Below are 24,165 nucleotides of genomic sequence, written 5' to 3'. Positions count from 1 at the left end.
CGGATGCCGCGGCCGGCCCGCGCCGCTCGGGTCCGACGGGTCAGCTCCCGGCCGGCGCCGGGGAGACGGGCATGGTGCCGGGACGCCGACGCCGGGACACCATGCCCGCGACGACGTCGACGGCTCCGAAGGCGAGCAGGCTGAGGCCGAACAGGGGTAGGGCCCAACCCACCGCCACGGTCGCCGCCGCGCCGAGCAGCGCCGCCCACCGGGGCAGCCGACGTACGCCTCCACGGGCCGGCGGTACGCCGACGAGCGCGCGACGGTCGGCGCGGGTCGGCCGGCGCTGCCACCACATGCGGTAACCCCAGACGACGACGCAGAGCAGCCCGAGGGCGAGCGCGGCGAGCAGGATCTGGTTGACCGGGCCGAAGAGCACACCCATGTGGGCCTGGGTGCCGAGGCCGCTCAGTTTCGCCAGGAGAGGCCAGTCGGCGAAGTCGCTGCGGGCGGTGATCGTCGCGCTGGTGGGGTCGACGGCGACCCGGTCCTTCGCGACCGGCCAGGTGTTGTCGATCTGCGTGACGGTCCACGCGGTGCCCGGCTCTGCCGGGGTCACCTCGACCGGACCGGAGAGGTCGGCCGTACGAGCAGCCGCCAGGACCCGGTCGAAGGCCGCCGGGTCGACGACCCCTTTCGTCGGGGCGTCCCCGTGGTGGTGGCCGCCGCCGCTCTCGGCCGGGCCGGCCGAGAGGCTGGTGGAGATCTCGGGGGAGCGCGCGTCGAGGGCGTCGAGGCCGGCGCCGAAGGTGGCTCCGGCGTAGCGGGACCAGGTCAGGCCGGTCACCGAGAGGAACAGCAGACCGACGACCAGCCAGACGCCGGTCGTGGCGTGCCACCCCCGGGTACGGCGGACACCCCTGCCGGTGGACAGGTTCGGCACGAACAGGTGCCGGGCGGCGGACCGGGAGGCCCGCCGTCGCCGCCACCACAGGAGCAGGCCGCCGAGGGCCAGCACCCAGAGCCAACTCGCCGCCAGCTCCGAGTAGTGCCGGCCCACCACGCCGAGGTGCAGGTTGCGGTGCAGGTCGTCCAGCCAGGTGGTGGCCGGCGTGGAGCCGAACCAGGTGGTGAGCTGACCTCGGACCTCGGCGGTGTACGGGTCGACGTAGACGGTGTGCACCTTCTCGCCGAGTTCGGGCAGGGAGAACGCCACCCGGGTGGTCCGGTCGCCGTCCCCGGGCTGGACGGTGGCGATGTCGCCCGTGGGGTGCGCGGCGCGGGCGGCGGCGATCTGGCCGGCGAGGGGGAGTGGACGGTCACCGCGCGCGGCCACGGTCAACTGGTCGCCGTAGAGCGCACCGTCCAGTTGCGGCGCGACCGTGTAGGCCAGCCCGGTCAGCGCGGCGACCACGAGGAACGGCGCGACGAGGATGCCGGCGTAGAAGTGCAGCCGGACCAGCAGCGCGCCGAACGGCGAGGTGCGCCGGGTCGGCTGGGTCGGGAGTTCCGCCGGGGTGGACTCCTCCGGCGTCGGCGTGCCGGACAGCTCGGTCAGTGACATGTCTGGTAGTCGCGACATCGGCCGGTGTGGTTCCCGCCACTTCCGGATCAGATCGGGGTCGTGGCGGCGGCGTGGGCCGCGGTCAGGGGACGTGTCCCGCGTGGCGTTGCCGTGGCCGCCACGCGGGACGCGTCCGAGGTGTCAGCCGGCGCCACAGGAGCGGATCTGTGGCCGGGCGCTGCTGTTGCCGTTGAACATCGTGGTGAAGCCGAAGGTGTTGCCGCTGCCGTTGGACCGTACGGTCATCACCGTGCCGCTGCTGTCCCAGCTGGCGTTGCCGTTCCAGACGCTGGAGACCCGCTGCGGCGAGGTGAGGGCCACGACCACGGTCCAGGTGCTGCTGCCGCTGACCGTGACCGAGGTGTTGTACCGGTCGCCCCACACGTTGGTGGTCGACGCGGTGGCGGTGCAGGATCCGCCGCTGGGCGGTGGGGTCGTCGCGCCGGGGGGCGGCGTGGTGCCGCTCGGCGGCGGGGTGGCCCCGTCGGGCGCGACCGCCCGGCCGGTGGACGGCGAGATCATGCCCGGGCAGAGGTTACGGCTGGTCAGGTTGGCCATGATCTGCCCGATGGCGTCCCGGGTGTTCTGGATGCCGTCGTGCATGAGGATGACCTGACCGGCCTGGAGGCGACTGGCGTTCGACACGATCTGGCTGACGCTGGCGCCGTTCCAGTCCTGGGAGTCGACGTCCCAGATCACCTGCCGCATCCCGAGCGAGGAGGCGACCGACTGGAGGGTGGAGTTGGTCTCCCCGTACGGGGGCCGGAACAACTGGGGTCGGACGCCGGTCGCCGACTGGATGGCCGAACTCGTCTGGGACAGGTCGGACTGCATCTGGGACTGACTCATCGACGTCATGTGGGCGTGGTTCCAGCTGTGGTTACCGACCCACATGCCGGCGGACACCTGCGCCTGCGCCGCCGACCGGTTGTTCTGCACGTTCTGCCCGACGTTGAACATGGTGGCCCGTACGCCGTTGGCCCGCAGCACGTTCAGCAGGGCGCTGGTGCTGTCGGTCGGGCCGTCGTCGAAGGTGAGACCGACGTAGCCGTTGCAGGTGGCGGCGTTCGACGGGGTGGCGGTGGCCGCGACGACGACGGCGCATGCCGCGGCCGCGGTGACGAGGATGGACAGCGCCGCCCGTAGTGGCCTGGACCGTACGAGCGTGCCAGCGGAGACAGTGCTCATCTGTGCCCCTTCTACCGGCCCGGTCCCGTCCCGGTGTGGAAGGAGAGCACGGTCCGGACGTGGTGGGTGGTGGGTGGGGAGATCGACGCGACCTCACGGATATCGGGTGCATCGATCACGGTGGATCGGAGTATCGCAGCGCAAATTTGAGGCCGTCAATAAGTTCCGGAAGTCCTCCGAGAGTGCTGCGAGGTCGTCGCAGCGCGGTCATCCGGGTGCGGAGCAGTGGCGATCCACCTGCGACGACGCGCCGACCGCAGGCGCGTCGGCCGCCGAGGGTCGCGCGTCGATCGCGGTGATCCGGAAATTCATCGGAACTATCGGCATCAATCAGATCGCCTGACGAGGTTCTTCGACGCCGGTTGCGAGTTCAATCTCCTGGCCAGCGTCAGGGCCAGCGAAGACGACTAATGGTTGGCCCGCCTGTGCCGTCTGACCTTTCGCAAAGTTTCCGAGAAACGTTGACATCGCAGTTCTGCCGTACCAATACTTTCGCCACCGACGGACCTCGATGCGCGTCGATCAGGGTCGTCCACGACGACCCGAACGCCGGCCGCCGATGGCGGGGCGGGCCGGCCGACGCCATCGCGTCGCACGACGTCGGTGCGCGCAGGAATCCATCCGCCGGGAGGCCCGCCCGGTCGGGTGGAGACTGCGCTGCGGGGCCGCCCGGAGCGGCGGACCGGGCGGTCCGGCTCGGCGCCGACAGGCGCTGGTGGCGCGGCGGTTGCTGGGCCGCCGCGCCACGTCGCGCCCGCCGCGCAGTCCCCGCCACGCTGTGTCGCTACACCATTACGCCACATCAAGGCCGATCCGTGGAGAGCCGGCTTTGTTGACGTGGTTTGTCCTTGATCGAACGAGATCGTTGACATGTGCCCGCAATCCATCTTGGATGGTCGATGTTGTCTTCTCGTCGGTCTGGTCGGGCGCTGGGTCGCCCGGCGTGGGGTCGGGCCGGTCGATGCCCCGATCTTGGAGGACGGATGAGCGTTTTCGCGCGGCTCAGACCACGACGGCTCCTGCCGCCGATCGCCGTGGCAGTGCTGGTGGCCGTGACGCTCGGCGTGCCGGCGTCGGCGGCCGGTCCGTCGACGATCGTCGGCGCGGCGTCCGGCCGATGCCTGGACGTGGTGGGTGGCGGTCGGACCGCCGGTACCGGGATCAACATCTATGACTGCGGCGGACAGGCCAACCAGGCGTGGACCCTCACCGCGGCCGGCGAGTTGCGGGTGTACGACGCGACGATGTGCCTGGACGTCGTCGGGCAGGACACCAGCGCGCCGGCCGCCGTCCAGATCTACGGCTGCACCGGTGGGGCGAACCAGCGCTGGCAGATCAACACCAACGGGACCATCGTCGGCGTCCAGTCGGGACTCTGCCTGGACGTGACGGGTGGCGGCACCGCCAACAGCACGACGGTGGGCCTCTGGACCTGCAACGGGCAGGCCAACCAGCGCTGGACGTCGTCGTTCGGCAGCGCCGACAGCCAATCACCCACGCCGCCCGGCAACGCCCGGGTCAGCGGTCTGACCTGCAACTCGGTGACGTTCGCCTGGAACGCCTCGACGGACAACGTGGCGGTGGCGTACTACGACATTTACCACGACGGCCAGCTGATGACGTCGGTGAGCGGAAGCACCCTGTCCGCCAACCTCACCGTCGTGCCCGGCGCGACCTGGGGCCTCTACGTCAACGCGCGGGATGCCGCCGGCAACGTGTCGCAGGCCAGCTCCACCGTGACGATCACCCCGCCGCAGTGCCAGGCCGACACCGTGCCGCCGAGCACGCCGACGCAGCTCACGGGCAGCGCCTCGGGCACCACCGTCACCCTGCGCTGGACCGCGTCCAGCGACAACGTCGGGGTCCGGGCGTACGACATCTACCGGGGTGGCGTGAAGATCGGCGCCGTGACGGGCGCACCGCCGGTGACCACCTTCACCGACAGCGGCCTGGCGGCGAGCACCACCTACCAGTACCAGGTGGCGGCCCGCGACGGGCAGGACAACGTCTCTTCGCGCAGCGCCTCCGTCGCGGTGAGCACCGGTGCCACCTGCGCCAATCCGGTGTGCACCGTGCGCCAGGTCGCCACCGACACCGACGTCCCGTGGGGGCTGGTGACGCTGCCGGACGGGAGCGTCCTCTACAACCGCCGCGACGCGCACGACATCATCCAGCTCAACCCCGCCACGGGGGCGAAGACCACCGTGGGCACCGTGCCGAACGTGCAGAGCACCGACGGTGAGGGTGGCCTGATGGGCCTGGCCATCTCGTCGAGCTTCGCCAGCGACCGGTGGCTCTACATCATGCACACCTCGCCGACCGACAACCGGATCGTGCGGATCAAGTTGGAGAACGGTCGGCTCACCACGGCCGGTGAACAGGTCCTGCTGAGCGGGATTCGGCGTAACAAGTACCACAACGGCGGTCGGTTGCGGTTCGGCCCGGACGGCAAGCTCTACGCGAGCACGGGCGACGCGCAGAACGGCGCGTACGCCCAGGATCGTGCCGCTCTGGAGGGCAAGATCCTGCGACTCAACCCGGACGGCAGCGTCCCGAGTGACAACCCGTTCGGCAACTACGTGTGGAGCTACGGGCACCGCAACCCGCAGGGGCTCGCGTTCGACTCGCAGGGCCGTCTGTGGGAGCAGGAGTTCGGCAACTCGATCATGGACGAGACGAACCTGATCACCAAGGGCGGGAACTACGGCTGGCCGGCCTGCGAGGGCACCAGCGGCACCTGCGGCACCGCCGGTTACCTCGCGCCGGCGCGCACCTACCCGACCGCCGAGGGCTCCTGCTCCGGCATCACGATCGTGCGCGACGCCCTCTACGTCGCCTGCGCTCGCGGCGCGCGGATGTACCGGGCCGTGATCAGCGGCAGCAGCCTGACGAACGTGCAGACGTACTTCAGCGGCACGTACGGCCGGCTGCGCACGGTCGAGCCGGCGCCCGACGGCGGGCTGTGGCTCACGACCACGACCACCGGCGACAAGGACAGCATCCCGAACAACAGCAACGAGCGCGTCCTGCACGTCACCCTCGGCGGTTAGCCGGGGCGTCCGCCGACGGTCACCGCATCGACAGGGTGACCGTCGGCGGACGGCAGGTGCTCCTGAGGTTCGGCGAGCGTTCACGTCCCGCTCGCGGCGAGGTCATCGGGGCCGACCGACTCCCACCTAGCGTGGCCAGGGCATCTGCACCTGAAGAGCTGAGGTTCTCGCACCATGTCCCTGCGTCACATTCTGGCGGGCCTCGTCGTCCTGCCCGCGCTCGCCGTTCCGGTGGCCGCGCACGCGTCGACCGCCGACAGTGCCAACGCGCTGCTCCCGCAGAAGACCCACTTCGACCTCCAAGCGCACCGCGGTGGCATCGGAATGACCACCGAGGAGTCGCTTGAGGGCTTCGCCAAGGCCCTGCGCCTCGGTGTCACCACCCTGGAGATGGACACCCAGATCACCAAGGACCAGAAGGTCGTCGTCAACCACGACCGCCAGGTCAGCGCGCAGAAGTGCGCCGACACCGCGCCGGTCACGGCCGGTGACCCGATGTACCCGTACGTCGGCAAGTACCTCAAGGACCTCACCCTCGCCCAGGTCAAGACCATGGACTGCGGCTACCAGCAGCTCCCGGGTTTTCCCGAGCAGGAGCAGGTCAAGGGCTTCCGGATGGTCGAGTTGAAGGACGTCCTCGACCTCGTCAAGAGCTACCGGGCGAAGCAGGTCACCCTCAACATCGAGACGAAGGTCGAGGCGGGAGCGCCCGAGCAGACCGCGCCCCGCGAGCTGTTCGTCCGGCGCGTCTTCGAGGAGATCCACGCCTCCGGCCTCGAGAAGCAGGTCACCATCCAGTCGTTCGACTGGGGCGCGCTGAAGGAGATGCACCGGCTCGCGCCGAAGTGGCCGCTGGTGGCCCTGACGAACTACGACTTCCTCCAGGTCGGCAAGCCCGGCGCGTCCCCCTGGCTCGGTGGGATCGACGCCGACGACTACGACGGTGACTTCGTCAAGGCGGCCGCCGCCATCCCCGGCGTCACCGCCCTGTCGCCGAACTACGGTTTCCCGCAGAACGGCACCATCGCCGACCCGAACTTCCGCTTCTATCCCGACGCCACCATGATCGCCGAGGCGCACGCCCGCGGCCTGAAGGTCATCCCGTGGACCTGCGACGACCCGGCGACTGTGTCGGCGCTGATGGACATGGGTGTCGACGGGATCATCAGCAACTACCCCAACCGGGTGCGGGCGATCATGGCCGAGCGCGGCATGCGCCTGCCGAAGAGCTACCAACCCCGCCACTGATCGGGTCTGCCCCGATCCGTGAACCGTTACCCGGATCGGGGCATCCAACTTCGTGACAGGTGAAAATCACGGAGAAGGGACCCCCATGCGCTACGGGACGCTCACCTCGATGGCACTGAGCCTCACCATTGTCACCGGCTGCACGCCGGAGACGGAACGGCTCGACGGCGACGCGGCGCCCGCCGGCTCAGCCTCGCCGAGCGCCAGCGCGGCGCCGCCCTCGGCGTCGAGCGCTGCCGCGACCGGCAGTCCCCGGCCGAGCGGGTCCGCCAGCCGCACCTCCGGGTCGACCGCCTCGGCCACACCCACCTCGGGGTCGGGCGCACAGCCGAGCGGAATCCGGCGGACCAACTGGTCCAACGCCGTCATCCGCAACCTGAGCTTCTGCGGCGAGTCGGACGACAGCGTCCGATTCCGCGACGGCACGAACGGTTTCGACGTGCCGTGCAAGATACTGCCCGGCGGCGCCCGTCCCGTGTACGCCGAGTTCGTGGTCGAGGAGCCGGCGAACGCGCCGTCGACGGAGGACGCGCTCGTGTTGGTGGAACTGGGTAATCCCGATGCCGCGCGCCGGCAGGCGCTGGTGCCGGTTCAGCTCGCCGAGGACGGCCGAGGGCTCAACGCGCGGCCGGTCATCCAGGGGGACGCGCCCAGTGCGAGTGGTGGGCAGGTCATGACGTTCACCTCGTACCGGGTGGTGGACGAGCATGTGGAGGCCACGGTCCGTCGCCTCGATGGTGGCAGCGAGACCCGGCGTTGGCGCAAGGTCAACTTCGCCGGCGACTGGGAGCGGTTTTAGGCCGTGTGCCGAAGTCCCTTGCCGGACCGCCGTCTGGACTCCGCCTCGGCTCGACCGAGGACTTCGACACACGGCCTAGCCGTGCACGACCGCCGGCCCGTGCACCCGCAGGGTGTCGAGGACCTCGTCGGTGCGGTCGCCCCCTCCGGTCTGTCTGACCTGCACGTAGACGCCGAAGTCGCCCCCGGGCGCGACCAGGGTGACCTCGCTGAAGGACATCGTGGTGCCGCGGCATCCCGACCATCGTCCGACGCTTCCGCTCAGGGCGCCGACCGTCACGGGGCGGTCGGCCGCGCGGGTGCACCCACCGTGGTCCGGCAGGGCCGGCCGGCCCGTCCGGCCGGCGAGGGACGGGCTCGCCCCGGCGAAGACCCCCGACGTCACGTTGCCCACATCGGGCCAGGCGGCGAGATCCGGGCCGACGAGCAGGCCCGGGGCCCGGCCGGCGGTCAGACCGACCACGGCCGGGTTCCAGCCGCGGTCGCGCAACTGCCGGGCCCAGCCGTCGGGTACGGCGATCGACAGCGCCCCGGTCACGTCGCTCACCCGCGTCCAGCCGTGCGGTGCGAGCGGAGTCGGGGTCGATCCCGCCACCACAAGCGTCACCGCCGCGACGCCGACGGCGGCCACGGACCGCAGGACACGCCGCAGCGCCGGGCGGGCCGGAACCGGCGGCGTGGCGAGCACCTCCTCCAGAGCCGAGGCGTACGCGCCGGCGGTCGGCCATCGGCGGTCCCGATCGCGGTGCAGGGCCCGGCGCACGACACGCTCGACGGCGGAGGGTACGCGGCGGGCGGTCCCCGGGGACTGTCCAGGCGGGCCTCCGGTCAGCATGTGGTGGGTCAGGGCGCCGATCGAGTAGACGTCGGCCCGTTCGTCCAGTCCACCGTTCGCGAGCTGTTCGGGTGCCATGTAGCCGGGCGTTCCGGCGACCAGTGTGAGGCCGGAGGCGTGCGCGAGCGTCTTCGCCAGCCCCAGGTCGGCGACCAGCACGCGGCTCTCCGGCCGGGCGGTGTCGAAGAGGACGTTGGAGGGCTTGAGGTCCCGGTGCAGCACCCCGTTGTCGTGCAGGACCGCCACCGCGCGGGCGACGTCGACGGAGATGCGCAGGGCCTCGCGGACCGGGAGCGGACCGCCGGCCAGCCGGTCGGCGAGCGAACCGCCGTCGGCGTACGTCATCACCAGGTACGGCCGGCCGTCAGGCAGTTCGCCGACGTCCAGCACCCGGACCAGGTGGTCGGAGTCGACCTGGCGCATGAACCGGGCCTCCTGGCGGAACCGGGCCCGGATGTCGGCCCGCTGTGACCAGTTGTCGGCGAGCACCTTGACGGCGACCGGCGACCGTAGCTCGTCGTCGTACGCCAGCCACACGGTGGCGAACGCGCCGGCCCCGACGGAGCGCGCGACGCGGTACCTGCCGATCTGCGACGGAATGGACACGGCCGTATTATGCGGCGACAACGCGGACGACCGGGGGGCGTCGACAGTGGACGGTTTGGCTACCGAGGAACTGGCCCGCCGGGCCGCGGCCGGGGAGGCGGCGGCGCTCGACCACCTGCTGTCCGCGATCGGACCGCGGGTGCTCGAGCAGTGTGGTCGGTTCCTGCCGTGCCGGCAGGACGCCGAGGAGGCGGCCCAGGACGCGCTCCTGCAGGTCGCCAGGCACATCGAGCGGTTCGAAGGCAGGTCGTTGTTCTCGACCTGGCTGCACACGGTGGTCGCCAACTCCGCCCGGCAGACGTACCGCTCGTTGCGGCGACGCGCCGCCGAGCACCCCAGCGACCTGCTGCCCGCCGAGGTCGTCGACCCGCGCACGACGAGCGTCATCGCCGGAACCCGCCTGGACCTGCTCGACGCGCTGGACAGGTTGGAGGCGCACCGGCCGGAACTCGTGACGGCGCTCGTGCTCCGCGATCTCTGCGAGCTGGACTATCCGCAGATCGCCGATCAGCTGGGCATCCCGGTCGGGACGGTCAAGTCGCGGATCCACCACGCCCGCAGACACGTACGGGAGTCGTTGCGGGAGCGGTGAGCCCGCACGGTCACCCACGAGCGCCGGTCAGGCTGGATGCTCGATGAGCCTCCTCGACGTCCGCTGCGCCGGAACACCGGCCGGACGGCCCGCGTCCACCTCCGCCGTCCACGGGGGCTGCGCGTCGGGAGTCCGCCACCGGGCGACCCGCGTCTCCGGCGCAGCCGCCGAATCCGCGTGCTGCCCGGCGTCGACGCCGGCCGTCGGGCCGCCCGCCGGGGCGATGCCCAGCTCCCGCATCCGCTCGACGTACGTGCGGTAGCGGCGTTGCGCCTCGCCGTGCCGCCCGGCCGAGCGCAGCACCTGCACCAACTCCAGGTGGGCGTCCTCGTCGTACGGGTCGCGGTGCACCAGTCGCATCAGGTAGACGACCTTCTGGTCGGTGTCCGAGGTGTGCTGGGCCAGGGCGCGCAGCACACTGGTGTGAGCGGCCTGCGCCTCCTCCCGAAGCGGCTGGGCCCAGTCCTCGTACGGGTCGTCGGAGAGGAAGTCCCCGCCGTACAACTCGTCGGCGCGCACCAGCGCGCGGGACGTGTCGGGGTGCCCGGCCCGCAGGGCGGCCTGTGCCTCCTCGGCCGCGGTGAGGAACGTCTCGACGTCCACGTCGATCACGTCGAGGTCGATCGCCACCGAACCCCGGTCGGCCAGCACCGCCCCCCGACCGCTGGTGCGGCGCCCGGTGCTGAGCACCCGACGCAGCGTGGACAGCAGCACCGACAGCCGATTCGCGGTGCGCGACGGTGACTCGTCCGGCCAGAGCAGCTCCATCAGCCGGGCGCGGGGTACGGCGCGGCCCCGGTGCGCGACGAGGATCTTCAGCAGGTCCCGGGCCTTCTTGGACTGCCACTCGCCGTACGGGACGACGGCGCCGGCCCGGAACACCCGGAAGTCGCCGAGGGTGTGGATGACCACCGCCGGTACGCGCAGCGTGATCGCGCTGAGCCCGTCGGCGACGCCCGGGTCGAGGCGTACCCCGCATCGGCGCAGTTTCTGCTCGGCGCCTTCGGCGCCGCGACGGGCCTGCCGACCCTGCAGGCGTGCGGCGATCAGCCGGACGGTGGCCTCCTCGGCCGGATCGCCCAGCTCCCGGCAGAGCGCCGCCGCGTCGTCGAGCAGCCCGGCGGACGCGCGCGGATCGTCCGCCGCGAGCACGGTGAGCTGAAGCGCCTCGATGAGGGTGGCGCGTCGCCGCCCGACGGTGGCCCCGGTGCGAGCCTCGGCGGCGTCGAAGTGGGCGGCGGCGGTGTCGCCGCGCAGCAGCGCCACCCAGCCGCGCGCCAGCAGGGCGTACGGCCGTTCGAGCTCCCGGGCCACGGTGACCGCCCGTTCGGCGAGGTCCTGCGCGGCGGCCAGGTCGTCGGCGGCGCGGATCCGCGCCAGCTCGGCGAGCACCCAGGCCGGCGAGGCGGGGCGTGCGGAAGACGTGGCCATGGCGCTCAGGGCGCCCTCCAACGCCTGCCGGGCCTGGCGTGGCTCGCGCCGCCGGCGGTGCACCATGCCGAGGGCGGCCAGCGAGAACACCTCGTCGGCGGTGACGCCCGCCAGTTCCCGCAGGCGAAGCCCGGCGGCGCCGTCGGCGAGCGCCTCCTCCAACCGTCCGAGCTGGCACTTCGCCACGGCGGCCAGGGTCAGCGCGTACGGCTCGTAGGCGGAGTCGCCCGCCACCTCGGTCAGTCGTACGGCCGCCTCGGCCTGCCGCAGCGCGTCGGCGGCTTCGCCGGCCCGCAGCAGGTGGCCGGCCAGGTCCAGGTGGACCATCAGCCGGAACAGGTTGGCGTCGGCACGGCGCAGCCCGTCGGTCGCCTCTGCCCGCGCGAGGGTCGCCGTCGGGTCGCCGGTGGCGGCGGCGAGCAGCACGACCACCCGGGCGTACGCCTGGTGGGCGGTCGGTACGGCGCACGCGTGGGCGGCGCGGGCCGCCTCCTCGACGTCGGCGCTGGCCCGCTCGATGTTGTCGTCGAGCAGGTGGTGCACCGCGGCGTGGCAGTACGTCTGCACGGCGTGCGGCCCGGTCGCGCCGATCGGCGCGGTCGCCAGGAGAGCCGTCGCCAGGTGTGGTTCCCCGGCGAGGTGGTGCCGCAGCGCCGTGCGCCAGATCTGGGCGACCGCGCCGTCGGCCTCGTCGGGGCTCGCGGCGAGCAGGTCGGTCTGGGTGGCGAGCCACAGGTGCGCGGCCCTGCGGTCACCGGCGGCGGCGAGGTGCCGCAGCGCCCGCCCCGGATCACCGCTCGTGGGTCGTCGTTCTGCTGTCGACGCGTCGCCTCCACCTTCGCTGCGAGCCGGCGGCGACGCGCGCCAGGCATGGTTGACAAGGTCTCCGGACATTCACCGCTCCTGTGTGCTCTCGTGGAGGATCAGGCGAGCGAAGAGACAACCGGGCCCTGCGAGTCGTCACCCGGCGTGGCTTCCCCCCGGCACGATCATTGCCTTCATCGAGCGGCATCGCCATAACCAAAAGAGTCGGTGTACTTACTGACTGCAATGCGCTATCGGCATAAAGCCGCGCTCAGGTTTCCCTCAGGTCGCCGCAACGGCACCCGAACGGTCCGTACAAGCAACTGGCACGGGCGCGGGCCATGCTCTCGGTCATTGCGTGTCGCCCGCCGATCGGAGCTGAGATCCGATGACCGAACAGACAATTCTTCCTGCCCTTTCCGGCTTCTGGGAGCAGCAGCTCGCCGCCCTCCCGGACCCGCCGGACCTGCCCTTCACGCCGACGGCAGACCCGCCCGGCGACGCCCGAGTTGACCTGCGCGAGGAGGTCGATCCGCAGGTCAGCGTGTTGGCCGGCCTGTTCGCGCTGCTGCACCGCTGGGTCGGTGCTCGGGATCTGCTCGCCGCGACGCCGGCCACCCCGACCGACGCTGGACGCTGGCTGCCGGTCCGGGTTCGGCTGCCCGAGGATCCCACCTGGACCGAGCTGCGGGACCTGGTCCGAACGGCGCTACGGGAAGCCCGGGCGCATGACACGGAATTGCCCGAAAATCCTCTCGACTATCGGCCGGTGGTATCGATCGGCTCCGATGAGCTGCCGCCCGGTAATCGTGGTGTGTTGCGGCTGCTGATCGACGACGCCGACGAACGGGCGACGGCCACGGTGGGCGGGCACCCGCACGTCGCGTCGATCGCGGCGGCTCTTGCCGTCCTGCTCGACCGGGCGCGGGAACGCCCCGGGGCGCGGCTGTCCGACCTGCCGCTGCTCGACCCGGCGACGGAACGGCGGGTGGTCCTTGACTGGAACGCCACCGACACCGCCTATCCACGCGAGTCGTCGGTGCCCGCGCTGTTCGCCGAGTGGGCCCGGCGGACCCCGGACGCGCCCGCCCTGCGCGACGACCACCAGAGGCTCGGCTACCGCGAGGTGGACCGGCGCGCGAACCACCTGGCCGGGCGTCTGCTCCGGCTCGGCATCGGCGCGGAGACGATCGTCGGGATCTGCCTCGCCGACACCACGACCTGGGTGGTCGCCGCCCTGGCGACACTCAAGGTGGGCGCCGCGTACCTCCCGCTGGACCCGGGTTATCCGCCGGAGCGGCTCGCGCTGATGTGTCAGGACGCCGCGCCGGGCGTCATCCTGCACGCCGCCGCGCTGGCCGACCGGCTTCCCGACGACGGCACGCCCCGGCTCGTCCTGGACCGGCTGCCGGCCGACGACGGCCCGGCCCAGCCCCCGGCGGTCACCGTCCACCCCGACCAACTCGCGTACGTCATGTACACGTCGGGGTCGACCGGCCGCCCCAAGGGCACCGGCGTCAGCCACCGCAACATCGTCCGGCTGGTCCGCGACACCACCTTCATCGACGTACGCCCCGACGACGTGATGGGGCAGGCCGCCACGATGTCGTTCGACGCGGCCACGCTGGAGGTCTGGGGCGCGCTGCTCAACGGCGCCTGCCTCGCGGACCTGGACATCAACGACGTGATCGTGCCGGAACGGCTCCGCGCCCGGCTGCGAGACACCGGCGTGACGATGATGTTCCTGGCCACCTCCGTGGCCCGGCAGGTGGCGACCGAGGCGCCGGACGCCCTGGCCGCGCTGCGCTACCTGACCTTCGGTGGCGAACAGGCCGACCGGACCGCCGTGGAGCGGCTGCGGGCCGCGTGCCCGGACACGACGCTCGTCAACGGGTACGGCCCGACCGAGGCGACCACCTACAGCACCACGTACGACTGCGCCCGGCTCACCGCTGCGGACCCGGTCGTGCCGATCGGCGGCCCGGTCGCCAACACCCGGGTGTACGTGCTGGACCGGCTCCTGCGACCGGTGCCGCCCGGCGTGCTGGGCGAGCTGTTCATCGGCGGGGACGGCGTCGCCCGGGGCTACCTCGGCCGCCCCGACGCGACGGCCGAGGCGTTCGTGCCCGATCCGTTCGGGCCCCGCGCCGGCGGCCGGCTCTACCGCACCGGGGACGTGGTCCGGCAGCGCCCGGACGGGTTGATCGAGTTCGTCGGCCGGTCCGACCACCAGGTGAAGATCCGGGGGTACCGGGTCGAGCCGGGGGAGGTGACCGAGGCGCTGCGCCGCGGCGGGCTGGTCCGCGACGCGATCGTGCGCGCCGATCGCGACGCCGCCGGTGACGCTCGGCTGGTCGCGTACGTCGTGCCCGACGAGGGAGTGGGCGTCGAGGCGATCCGGGAGCGGGCCCGCGAGCAACTGCCCGACCACCTGGTGCCGGCCGTGTTCGTGCTGCTGCCCCGGCTACCGCTCAACCGCAACGGCAAGGTGGACGTCGCGGCGCTGCCCGCGCCCGACGCCACTGCGGCAGCCGACGACGACGCTCCCCGTACGCCCACCGAGCGGGCGGTGACCGAGATCTGGCAGGACGTCCTCGGCGTGCCGGTGCGCCGACGTGCCGACGACTTCTTCGACCTGGGTGGACGGTCCCTGAAGGCGACCCGGGTCCGCTCCCGGCTCGCCGCCGCGATCGGCGCGGAGGTGCCGTTGCGGCTGATCTTCGACCACCCGACGGTCGCCGGGCTGGCCGCCGCGCTTGACGAGATCGGCGGCACACCCGCCGGGTCCGCCGAACCGGTCGCGCCGGTCGTGCTGGACGGGCCGCCCCCGCCGATCTCGCGGGCCTGCTCGACCAGCTCGAACAGGGTGCCGCCCGATGATCGGCGCGCTCACCCCCGCGCAGTTGCGCCAGCGTGTGGAGGCCCTGCCACCCGAGCGGCGGCGGACGTTCCTCGCGGCGATCCGCGCGGACGGCGACCGGTACGGCATCCACCCGCTCACCGCCGCCCAGGAGTGGATGCTCCTGCTGGCCCAGCTCAGACCGGACAGCCCCGCCTACCACGTGCCGTACCGGGTGGACCTGCGCGGTGACCTGGACGTGGCCGCGTTGCGCGGCGCGCTCGACGAGATCGTGGCGCGGCACGAGGCGCTGCGCACGGTGTTCGTGCCACTGGACGGCGAGTCGTACCAGATGGTCCTGCCTCCGACCGGTCTGCCGCTCACGGTGGTGGACGTCGCGCCGGAGCGGATCGACGGGTACGCCGCCGCCGAGGCGGTACGCCCGTTCGACCTGGCCCGGGGCCCACTGGCGCGCGCCACCCTGTGCCGCACCGGCCCGGATGACTTCTCGCTGCTGCTCAGCCTGCACCACGTGGTCTGCGACGGCTGGAGCATGGGTCTGCTCTTCGAGGAGTTGTCGGCGGCGTACGCGGCTCTGCGGGAGGGCCGTGCCGTGGCGTTGCCGACGGTTCCCCGGGACGTGCCGACGGCGCTGGCCCAGGACCGGTTGCTCGGCCCGACCGAGCTGGCCCGGCGGCTCGACTGGTGGCGTGACGCGCTGGCCGGCGCGCCGCCCGGCCTCGACCTGCCCACCGACCGGCCCCGTCCGGTGGAACTGGAGGACGCCGGCCACGAGATCGAATTCTCCTGGCCTCCCGCGTTGGCCGACCGGGTCGCCGAGGCGCAGCGACGCATTGGCGCGACCCCGTACATGATCTTCGCGGCGGCCTGGGCGGCGCTGCTGCACCGGCGCAGCCAGCAACCGGACCTGCTCATCGCCACTCCGGTGGCGAATCGGCAGACACTGGACAGCGAAACCGCCGTGGGTTTCTTCGTCAACACCCTGGTGCTGCGCAGTCGGGTCGACGGTGCGCTGACGTTCGCCGCGCTGCTGGACCGGCTCCGCGACTCGGCGCTGACCGCGCTGACCGATCCGGTGCCCTTCGACGCCCTGGTGCAGGAACTGCGCCCGGTCCGCGATCCCGGTCGTCATCCCCTCGCTCAGGTCATGTTCGCCGTCGAGGACGGCTGGGAACAGCGGCTGACGTTGCCCGGGGTGACCGTGCTGGCCAGCGGCGAGACGCACACCGGCACGTCCATGTTCGACCTGACGCTGACCGTCGTCGCGCAGGAGGGCCGCATCGACGGGCGGATCGAGTACCGGACCCGGCTCTTCGACGAGTCGACCGCCCGCGCGCTCGCCGACCAGCTCGACACCCTGCTCATGGCCGCGCTCGCCGCCCCGGACACACCGGTGGACCGGCTGCCGCTGCTCGACCCGGCCGCCGGTCGGGACCTGGTGGACCGCTGGGCCGCCACCGCGCCCGCGTCCCCCGAGCAGCCGACCCTGGGCGAGCTGGTCGCCCGCCAGGCGAGGACGAACCCGGACGCCGTGGCGGTGGCGTACCGCGATCAGGCTGTCACCTACCGGGACCTGGACGCCCGGGCCGACCGGCTGGCCCGGGCCCTCACCGCCCGGGGTGTGCGGGCCGAGACGACCGTCGGCGTCTGCCTGCCCGCCGGCCCCGACTGGGTGGTCACCTTCCTCGCCGTACTCCGATCGGGTGGGGTCTATCTGCCCCTGGACCCGCAGCTACCGGCGGCCCGGCTGGCGCACCTGCTCGCCGACTCGGCCGCCGCGCTGGTGGTCACCACCGCCGACGCGCAGCTCGCGCTCCCCGCCACCGACCTGCCGCTGCTGCACCTCGGCGCCGCTGCTGGGAACGACGCCGCCCCGGACGACGCAGCCCCGGACGCCGCCGCCGCGCCGCTGGCGGCCGTCCACCCGGACGCCGCCGCCTACCTGATCTACACGTCCGGCTCGACCGGGCTGCCCAAGGGCGTCATCGGCACCCACCGGGGGCTGGCCAACCTCGCCGAGGCGCAGGCCCGGCTGGTCGGCGTCCGGGCCGGCGACCAGGTCCTGCAGTTCCACTCGATCGGGTTCGACGTCGCGCTGTCCGACGTGGTCACCACGCTCACCGTCGGCGCGACCCTGCGCCTGCTCGGCCCGGACGAGCGCACGCCCGGCCCCGACCTGGCCGCCGCGCTCGTCCGGCACCGCGTCACGGTCGCCGACCTTCCACCGGTGGTCCTCGACGCGTTGGACCCCACCGCACTGCCCGACCTGCGGGTACTCACCGTGGGTGGGGAACCCTGCGCGCCGGACGTCGCCGCCGCCTGGTCGCGCGGCCGGCTCCTGATCAACGGGTACGGCCCCACCGAAGCCACCGTCACCGCCACGGCCGCCCACTGCGCGCCCACCGACAGCGAGCTGCCGATCGGCCGGCCGCTGACCGGGGTGCGCGCCTACGTCCTCGACACCGAGCTGCGGCCGGTGCCGCCCGGGGTGCCCGGCGAGCTGTATCTCGGCGGCCTCGGCGTGGCCCGTGGCTACCACGGCGACGCCGCGCTCACGGCCGGACGCTTCGTGCCCGACCCGTACGCGCCGACGCCGGGGGCACGGATGTACGCCACCGGTGACCTGGTCCGCTGGCGTGCCGACGGACAACTCGTCTTCCTCGGCCGGGCGGACAACCAAGTCAAGATCAACGGTTTCCGGATCGAGCTGGGTGAGGTGGAGGCGCACCTGCGGCAGCACCCGGGCGTACGCCGGGCCGCCGCCGTGGTGCGGACCGACTCGCCCGGCGGGAGACGACTCGTCGGCTACCTCGTGGGCGACGGGTTGGCGGTGGACGAGCTACGCCAGAGCCTGCTCCGGCGGCTGCCCCGCTACCTCGTGCCGAGCGCCTTCGTGGTGGTGCCCGACCTGCCGTTCACGTCCAGCGGCAAACTCGACGCGTCCCGCCTGCCGGCACCCGCCGTGGCCCGCGCCGATCTCGGCGCCGCGTACGTGGCGCCCGACGGGGCCGTCGAACGGGCCATCGCCGACACCTGGCGAGCGGTGCTCGGGCTGGACGACGTCGGTGCGGACGACAACTTCTTCGACCTCGGGGGCACGTCCCTGCTGCTGGCACGGGTGCAGACCCGACTCGCCGACCGGCTGGGCCGACCGGTTCCCGCGGTGGAGCTGTTCCGCTACCCGACCGTCGCGCAGTTGGCCCGCTTCCTCGACGGCGGGTCCGCGCCCACGGCGACGCCGACCGGTGGCCGCCGACGAGACGAACGCAAGCAGGCGCTGGCCGATCGGGCCCGCCGGGCCCGCCCGGTGCCGGCGGGGGAGGGGCGAGCGTGAGCGACCAGGAGACCGGACTGGAGATCGCCATCGTCGGGATGGCCGGCCGCTTTCCGGGGGCGGCCGACGTCGACGAACTGTGGCGCCGGGTCCTCGCCGGACAGGAGGCCATCACCCGTTTCACGGACGCGGAGTTGGCCGCCAACGGGCTGAGCGAACAGGAGCGGCGGCACCCCGACCACGTGCCGGCGCACGGCGCGCTGCCGGACATCGACCGCTTCGACGCCGGCTTCTTCGGCTACTCGCCCCGCGACGCACGGCTGCTCGACCCGCAACAGCGGCTCTTCCTCCAAACGGCCTGGACCGCCCTGGAACGCGCCGGTCACCTCGCCGGGGACCCCGACCGGCTGGTCGGCGTGTACGCCGCCGCGGCGGCCAGCGGCTACCTCCTGCACCACCTGTTCCGCAATCCACGGCTCGACTCGGTCTCCGAGTACGAGCTGATGCTCGCCAACGACAAGGACTCGCTGCCCACCCGGGTGGCGTACCACCTGGATCTGCGGGGACCCGCCGTGGCCGTGCAGACGGCGTGCTCGTCGTCGCTGGTCGCCGTACACCTCGCCGCGCAGGCGCTGCTCGCCCGCGAGTGCGACGTCGCGCTCGCCGGCGCGGCGCACATCCTGCTGCCCACCGGCACCGGCTATCGCCACGAGGTTGGCGGCATCATGTCCCGCGACGGGCACTGCCGGCCCTTCGACGTACGCGCCACCGGAACCGTGGGAGGCGACGGCGCCGCCGTGGTCGTCCTGCGCCGGCTGGCGGACGCCCGCGACGACGGCGACACGGTGTACGCCGTCATCCGGGGCTCCGCCATCAACAACGACGGCCGGGTGAAGGTCGGGTTCACCGCGCCCGGGGTGGACGGTCAGGTGGCCGCGATCCGGGCCGCCCAGGAGGTGGCCGAGGTCGACCCCGCCACCATCGGCTACGTCGAGGCGCACGGCACCGGCACCGAGCTGGGCGACCAGATCGAGCTACGCGCCCTGACCGAGGCGTTCCAGGGCGCGGCCGGGGGTGGGGACGCTGGTGGCGGTCGGTGTGCGCTCGGCTCGGTCAAGTCGATCGTCGGTCACCTCGACGTCGCCGCCGGCGTCACCGGGCTGATCAAGGCCGCGTTGGCGCTGCACCACCGGGTGGTGCCACCCAGCCCGTACTGCACCGAGCCGCACCCCGAGCTGGCCGGCGGCCCGTTCCGGGTGCCCACCGCGCCGCAGCCCTGGCCCGACCTGGGCGGGCCGCCCCGCGCGGCGGTCAGCTCCTTCGGCATCGGGGGCACCAACGCCCACGTCGTCCTCCAGGCCGCCAAACCGGCGCGCCAGCTCCCCGACGACGAGCGGTCCGCGTACGTGCTGGTGCTCTCCGCCCGGGACGCCGACGGGCTCGATGAGGCCCGTACCCAGCTCGCCACCCACCTGGAGGCGAACCCGGACGTGCCGCTGGCCGACGTCGCGTACACCCTGGCCCACACGCGACGGGCGTTCGGCCACCGCCTGGTCGCCGTCGCCCCGGACGTCCGCACCGCCGCCGCCCGGCTCGCCGACCGCGACTCATCGGTGGTCCGCACCGGCGTCGTCACCGGTACGCCGGCCGGTGTGGCGCTGCTCTTTCCCGGCCAGGGCGCGCAGTACGCAGGGATGGGCCGCACCCTGTACCACGCGGAGCCGGTCTACCGGGCGGCCTTCGACCGCTGTGCCGAACTGCTGCGCCCGCACCTCGACGTGGACCTGCGCACGCTGCTCTGCCCACCCGGCGAACCGGTCCCAGCCGTACCGGAGCTGGACGAGACCCGACTCACCCAGCCGGCGCTGTTCGCCGTCGAGTACGCCCTCGCCGAGCTGCTGCGGCACCATGGCGTACGTCCCGTCGCGCTGGCGGGACACAGCCTCGGCGAGTACGTGGCCGCCTGCCTGGCCGGCGTTTTCACGCTGCCCGACGCGCTCGCCACCGTCGCCGTACGCGGCCGGCTCATGCAGGCGCAGGCCCCCGGCTCGATGCTGTCGGTGGCGCTCGGCGTCGACGAGGTCACGGCGCTGCTGCCCGACGGCGTGGAGGTGGCCGCCGCCAACGCGCCGCGCCTCGTCACCGTCTCCGGCCCGACGGCCGCCGTCGCCGCGTTCGCCGCCGACCTGCGGGGGCGCGGGGTGGCCTGCCGCGAGGTACGCACCTCGCACGCGTTCCACTCGGCCATGATGGAGCCCGCCCTGGCCGGCTTCGCCGCGCACCTGCGCGAGGTCCCGCTCAGCCCGCCCGCCGTGCCGATCGTCTCGAACGTGACCGGACGCTGGCTCACCGACGACGAGGCCACCGACCCCGACTACTGGGTGCGGCAGCTCCGTCGCCCGGTCAACTTCACCGCCACCGCCGACCTGCTGCTGGGCGAGCGGTACGCGCTGCTGGAGGCCGGCCCGGGCCGCACCCTGGCCACCCTCGTCCGTCAGCACGGGGCGGCCCGCGGTGCGACGGTGCTGACCAGCCTGCCCGCCGACCGCACCCCGACCGGGGAGGATGACGCGGTCGCGCTGGCCGTCGGACGGCTCTGGCTCGCCGGGGCGCCCGTCGACTGGCCCAGCGGACGACGGCGGGTACCCTGCCCACCTACCCGTTCGCCCGCGAGCGGCACTGGGTCGACGCGTACCGGCCCGGCCCGGTCACGCTCGACGAGAGCGCGCCGGTCACCGCCGCCCCACCACCGACCACCCCGGACACTGCCGTCGCGCCGGCCGACGAGCCGTACGAGGTGGTGCGGCGGATCTGGGTGGACCTGCTCGGGGTGGACGAGATCGGCCCCGACGACGACTTCTTCGAGCTGGGCGGCCACTCGCTGCTCGGCACCCGGGTGGTGGCGCGGTTGCGCGACGCGTTCGGCGTCGACCTGCCGCCCGCCGCGATCTTCGAATCACCCACCCCCGCCGCGTTGGCGCGTACCGTCGCCGACCTGGCCCGGCCGGCTCCCGCCGTACCGGACGGGGACCTCACCGACCTGCTCGCGGAGATCCGGGCGCTCTCGCCTGAGAGTCTCGCCCGCGAGCTGCACCTGGCCCGACACGAGGAAGGCAACCCATGATGGCTGACGAACACCGCGTGGTGGTCAACGACGAGGAGCAGTACGCCCTGTGGCCCCGGCACCGGGAGGCGCCGGACGGGTGGCGGGACGCGGGCTGCGCCGGGAGCCGCCAGGAGTGCCTGGACTTCGTCACGCGCACCTGGACCGACATGCGCCCCCGCAGCGTCCGCGAACACCTCGCCGCCAGCTGACCGACCGGTCAGCACCCCGCCGGAAGAAGCCGGCGGCCCAGCAGGTGGCAGACCGGCAGGTGGCGGCCCGGCAGGTGGCGGCCCGGCAGGTGGCGGTCCGCTGGCGGGAGGCAGATGCCGTGTGCTGCCTGTCGAGCTGCCCCATTTCTGGGGCGGTCGGGTCCCGCCCTTGAGGTGGCGCAGCCCGACAGGACCGAGTCCTGCCCCAGAAGTGGGGCAGCTCGACAGCGTCACTGCATTGGTAGGGACACCCGGCCCGCGTGGCACTGCGGTCCGCCCGGGCACTCGCGGCGTCGAGTTGTCAATGTATCGTTGACACGATGACGACGCCGTTGGCCGGCCTGGCCGAGGTGCGTGCCGCTCGTGCGCACCTGGACGAGCGGGAGGCCGAGCTGATCGACCGGGCCCGCCATGACGGCGCGACCTGGGCGCAGATCGCGGCGGCACTGGGCCTCGGCACGCGGCAGGCCGCCGAGCAACGCCGTCAGCGTCTGGCGGCGGCGCGACGTGCGCGGCGGCAGGACCTGGACCGGGTCTACCCGCGGCAGATCGCCGCGTTGCGGGCCGCGGTGGCCGAACTGGGGCGGTGGATCGCGACGGACCGACGGTGGGACTCCCGCTTCCGTCGGGCGACACTCGTGCGGAGCACCGTGGACGCCGCCCTGGACGCCGACCCGGGCTCGCTCTACGCCCTGGTCCTGCACCTGCGTACGGACCTCGACGATGCGGACGATCGGCTGCCGCCGTCGGTGCGGACGCTGGCGGCGACGATGTCGACCGCCTTGTCAACGCGGGATTGACGTCTCCTCGCGGCATTGTCTGAGCCTGGCTCAAGAATCAGGATATGAGTCAACCTGACTCAACCTGGGAGGGCTCATGCGGCGTAACGCGAGTCTGTTCGTGGCGATCTCGATGCTGTCCGGCTTCGGCGGCGGCGCCATGGCCCTCGTGTCCGGCATCTGGATCCTGGACCTCAGTGGCTCCGCCGGACTGGCCGCCCTCGCTGGGCTCTGCGTGTATGCCCCGGTGCTCGCCGGCCCGTGGCTGGGTGGCCTGCTCGACCGGGCGTCGCGACGGCCACTGGTGATCGCCGTCAACCTCATGCTGGCGGGCGCGTTGCTGGCGCTCCTCGCCGTGCGTGGCCCCGGGCAGACGTGGGTCATCTTCGTCGTGTCCGGCGCCTACGGCGTCAGCTACGTGCTCATCGACGCGGGGGAGACCGCGCTGCTGCCGTCGGCGCTGTCGGTGGCGGAACTCGGTGCCGTCAACGGGTGGCGTTCCAGCGCCCAGGAGGGCATGAAGCTCGTCGCGCCGCTCGCCGGCACGGGTCTCTACGCCTGGCAGGGCGGCCACGCGGTCGCTGTGCTGAGCGCGGCGATGCCGATCCTGGTCGCCGTCCTCTACCTGGCGGTCCGCCTGAACCGGACGGCACCCGAGCGACTGACGAAGCCGGACCGTGGGCTCCGTGCCGGACTGTCAGTCCTGGCCGGACAGCGGTCCATCCGCGTGCCGGTCCTGCTCGCCGGCGTGTCGATCGCCATGTCCGGCTTCGTGACCGCCGCCCTCTACACGATCGTCAGCACGGACCTACGCCTGCCGACAACCTTTCTGGGGGTGCTGGCCAGTGCCCAGGGCGCCGGTTCCATCCTGGGTGGAATCATGGTGGGCCGGCTCCTGAGCCGATGGGGTCCGGTTCCCGTCGGGCTCGCCGGAACGGTGCTGTTCGCCGTGAGCTGTCTTGCCCGGTGTCTGCCCTGGTGGCAGGCGACGGTGGCGGGTGCGCTCGTCGCCGGCGTCGGGCTGCCCTGGACCCTTGTCGCGGCGGTCACCGCCGTGCAGACGCACACCCCCGCGGCGCTGCTCGGCCGGGTCGCCGCGACGGCCAACACCGCGATGTTCGGGCCGCTCGTCCTGGCGATCCCGCTCGGTTCCGTCGCCGTTCACCTGGGCGGCCGCCCACCGGTCCTCGCCGCCACCGCGCTCTGCCTGGCCGCCGCGGCCGCCTCGGCTCGCGATCGTTGGCTGCCCAGCAACACGACACACCGGCGACACCACCGCTCACCAGCCAACGATCACGACCGGCAGACCTGCGCGACCGGCTGACGAGCGGGCTACACGGGCATCGAGATCGATTCGTGGCCCTACCGTCGTTGGTCAGGTGCCGGGCGTCGTTAGCGTTCCCGCTATGCCCCCAGCCCTGTCACCGCACCGTCCGTCGGTTGACCCACCGCCCAGGGCCTCGCGCACGGGTTGGATCGTCGCGGGCGCCGTCATCTTCGGATGCCTGGCGGCGCTCGCCCTGCCGGTCGGCGGCTTTCTCCTGTGGATGTACGCCGGACCGGACGTGGACGAGCCCCGCGCGGCGGCCGACCAGTTCGTCGGTCGACTGGAGCGCAACCACGACGCCGCCGCCCACGAGTCCCTGTGCCAGCAGATCCGGGCGCGGATCGACCTGGCGGCGTTCACCGCGGCGGTGGAACGCATCGGACGGCCCGTGTCGCACACCATGGGCCGGGCCGCCTTCACCAACGAGGCCGGCAACAGCGCCTCGGTGACCGTCGAACTGACCGGCCGGAACGGTCAGACCTTGCGGCTCGACCTGCGGCTGGAGTCGGAGGTCGGCTGGCAGGTGTGCGACGAGAAGCTCTTCGGCTGACCGG

16 protein-coding genes and 1 pseudogene are annotated in these 24,165 nt (G+C 72.9%); 12 read left to right on the top strand and 5 right to left on the bottom strand.

The genetic code is table 11. From position 1 onward, the window contains the following. Positions 1-40: 40 nt before the first annotated feature. Together ACQP0N_RS19850 and ACQP0N_RS19845 are read right to left on the bottom strand one after the other, a co-directional pair. Positions 41-1,504, bottom strand: coding sequence for a PepSY-associated TM helix domain-containing protein (locus ACQP0N_RS19850; RefSeq protein WP_433112792.1), 1,464 nt, complete (start codon positions 1,502-1,504; stop codon positions 41-43). 141 nt (positions 1,505-1,645) lie between these two features. Beyond that, positions 1,646-2,692, bottom strand: a complete 1,047-nt coding sequence (locus ACQP0N_RS19845; RefSeq protein WP_433112789.1) for a polysaccharide deacetylase family protein — start codon at positions 2,690-2,692, stop codon at positions 1,646-1,648. A gap of 983 nt (positions 2,693-3,675) precedes the next feature. Here ACQP0N_RS19845 and ACQP0N_RS19840 point away from each other — a divergent pair. After that, positions 3,676-5,742 carry a PQQ-dependent sugar dehydrogenase gene (locus ACQP0N_RS19840; RefSeq protein ID WP_433112786.1) on the top strand — a complete coding sequence of 689 codons (2,067 nt, stop codon included), beginning with the start codon at positions 3,676-3,678 and terminating at the stop codon, positions 5,740-5,742. 174 nt (positions 5,743-5,916) lie between these two features. Beyond that, the gene (locus tag ACQP0N_RS19835; RefSeq protein WP_433112783.1) at positions 5,917-6,990 is read left to right on the top strand and encodes a glycerophosphodiester phosphodiesterase family protein; all 1,074 of its coding nucleotides are present in this window, start codon (positions 5,917-5,919) and stop codon (positions 6,988-6,990) included. Between the two features lie 90 nt (positions 6,991-7,080). Here ACQP0N_RS19835 and ACQP0N_RS19830 read toward each other — a convergent pair whose 3' ends face one another. Continuing rightward, a complete protein-coding gene (locus ACQP0N_RS19830; protein WP_433112780.1) occupies positions 7,081-7,359 on the bottom strand; it encodes a hypothetical protein in 279 nt (92 codons plus the stop codon). Positions 7,360-7,429: 70 nt separating this feature from the next. Here ACQP0N_RS19830 and ACQP0N_RS19825 point away from each other — a divergent pair, with 70 nt between their 5' ends. Continuing rightward, positions 7,430-7,789 (top strand): hypothetical protein, encoded by a 360-nt coding sequence (locus tag ACQP0N_RS19825; RefSeq protein ID WP_433112777.1) that lies wholly within the window; start codon positions 7,430-7,432, stop codon positions 7,787-7,789. Between the two features lie 75 nt (positions 7,790-7,864). Here the strand turns inward: ACQP0N_RS19825 and ACQP0N_RS19820 are convergent, their stop codons facing one another. Beyond that, positions 7,865-9,229, bottom strand: coding sequence for a serine/threonine-protein kinase (locus ACQP0N_RS19820; protein WP_433112774.1), 1,365 nt, complete (start codon positions 9,227-9,229; stop codon positions 7,865-7,867). A 46-nt stretch (positions 9,230-9,275) separates the two neighbouring features. Between ACQP0N_RS19820 and ACQP0N_RS19815 the strand changes: the two genes are divergently transcribed. Continuing rightward, complete coding sequence (locus ACQP0N_RS19815; RefSeq protein ID WP_433112771.1) at positions 9,276-9,821, top strand: RNA polymerase sigma factor; 546 nt, start codon at positions 9,276-9,278, stop codon at positions 9,819-9,821. 27 nt (positions 9,822-9,848) lie between these two features. Here ACQP0N_RS19815 and ACQP0N_RS19810 read toward each other — a convergent pair whose 3' ends face one another. After that, the gene (locus ACQP0N_RS19810; protein ID WP_433112768.1) at positions 9,849-12,146 is read right to left on the bottom strand and encodes a BTAD domain-containing putative transcriptional regulator; all 2,298 of its coding nucleotides are present in this window, start codon (positions 12,144-12,146) and stop codon (positions 9,849-9,851) included. A 298-nt stretch (positions 12,147-12,444) separates the two neighbouring features. Here ACQP0N_RS19810 and ACQP0N_RS19805 point away from each other — a divergent pair, with 298 nt between their 5' ends. From ACQP0N_RS19805 to ACQP0N_RS19770, 8 genes and pseudogenes are all read left to right on the top strand, one after another. Beyond that, positions 12,445-15,147: a non-ribosomal peptide synthetase gene (locus tag ACQP0N_RS19805; RefSeq protein ID WP_433112765.1), complete on the top strand. Its 2,703-nt coding sequence runs from the start codon at positions 12,445-12,447 to the stop codon at positions 15,145-15,147. Beyond that, entirely contained in the window at positions 15,074-18,250 is a 3,177-nt protein-coding gene (locus ACQP0N_RS19800) for a non-ribosomal peptide synthetase (protein ID WP_433121714.1), read from the top strand. Before ACQP0N_RS19805 ends, ACQP0N_RS19800 begins: the two co-directional genes overlap by 74 nt. A 38-nt stretch (positions 18,251-18,288) precedes the next feature. After that, positions 18,289-20,634, top strand: a pseudogene (locus ACQP0N_RS19795) (type I polyketide synthase); the annotation flags it as partial. A gap of 353 nt (positions 20,635-20,987) precedes the next feature. After that, on the top strand, positions 20,988-21,314 hold the full coding sequence (locus ACQP0N_RS19790) for a phosphopantetheine-binding protein (protein ID WP_433121712.1): 327 nt from the start codon (positions 20,988-20,990) through the stop codon (positions 21,312-21,314). Continuing rightward, positions 21,311-21,505 (top strand): MbtH family protein, encoded by a 195-nt coding sequence (locus ACQP0N_RS19785; protein WP_433112762.1) that lies wholly within the window; start codon positions 21,311-21,313, stop codon positions 21,503-21,505. The genes ACQP0N_RS19790 and ACQP0N_RS19785 overlap by 4 nt, the downstream gene beginning before the upstream one ends. 320 nt (positions 21,506-21,825) lie before the next feature. Next, complete coding sequence (locus ACQP0N_RS19780; protein ID WP_433112759.1) at positions 21,826-22,305, top strand: hypothetical protein; 480 nt, start codon at positions 21,826-21,828, stop codon at positions 22,303-22,305. A gap of 76 nt (positions 22,306-22,381) precedes the next feature. Then, positions 22,382-23,608 carry an MFS transporter gene (locus tag ACQP0N_RS19775; RefSeq protein ID WP_433112756.1) on the top strand — a complete coding sequence of 409 codons (1,227 nt, stop codon included), beginning with the start codon at positions 22,382-22,384 and terminating at the stop codon, positions 23,606-23,608. An 82-nt stretch (positions 23,609-23,690) separates the two neighbouring features. Beyond that, positions 23,691-24,161, top strand: coding sequence for an Rv0361 family membrane protein (locus ACQP0N_RS19770; protein ID WP_433112753.1), 471 nt, complete (start codon positions 23,691-23,693; stop codon positions 24,159-24,161). The last annotated feature ends 4 nt before the right edge of the window (positions 24,162-24,165 follow it).

Source organism: Micromonospora sp. CA-246542 (genome assembly GCF_050942905.1).
GTDB lineage: Bacteria > Actinomycetota > Actinomycetes > Mycobacteriales > Micromonosporaceae > Micromonospora.
The sequence above is the reverse complement of the archived record's forward strand: the minus strand, read 5'-3'. Positions and strand labels throughout refer to the sequence as shown.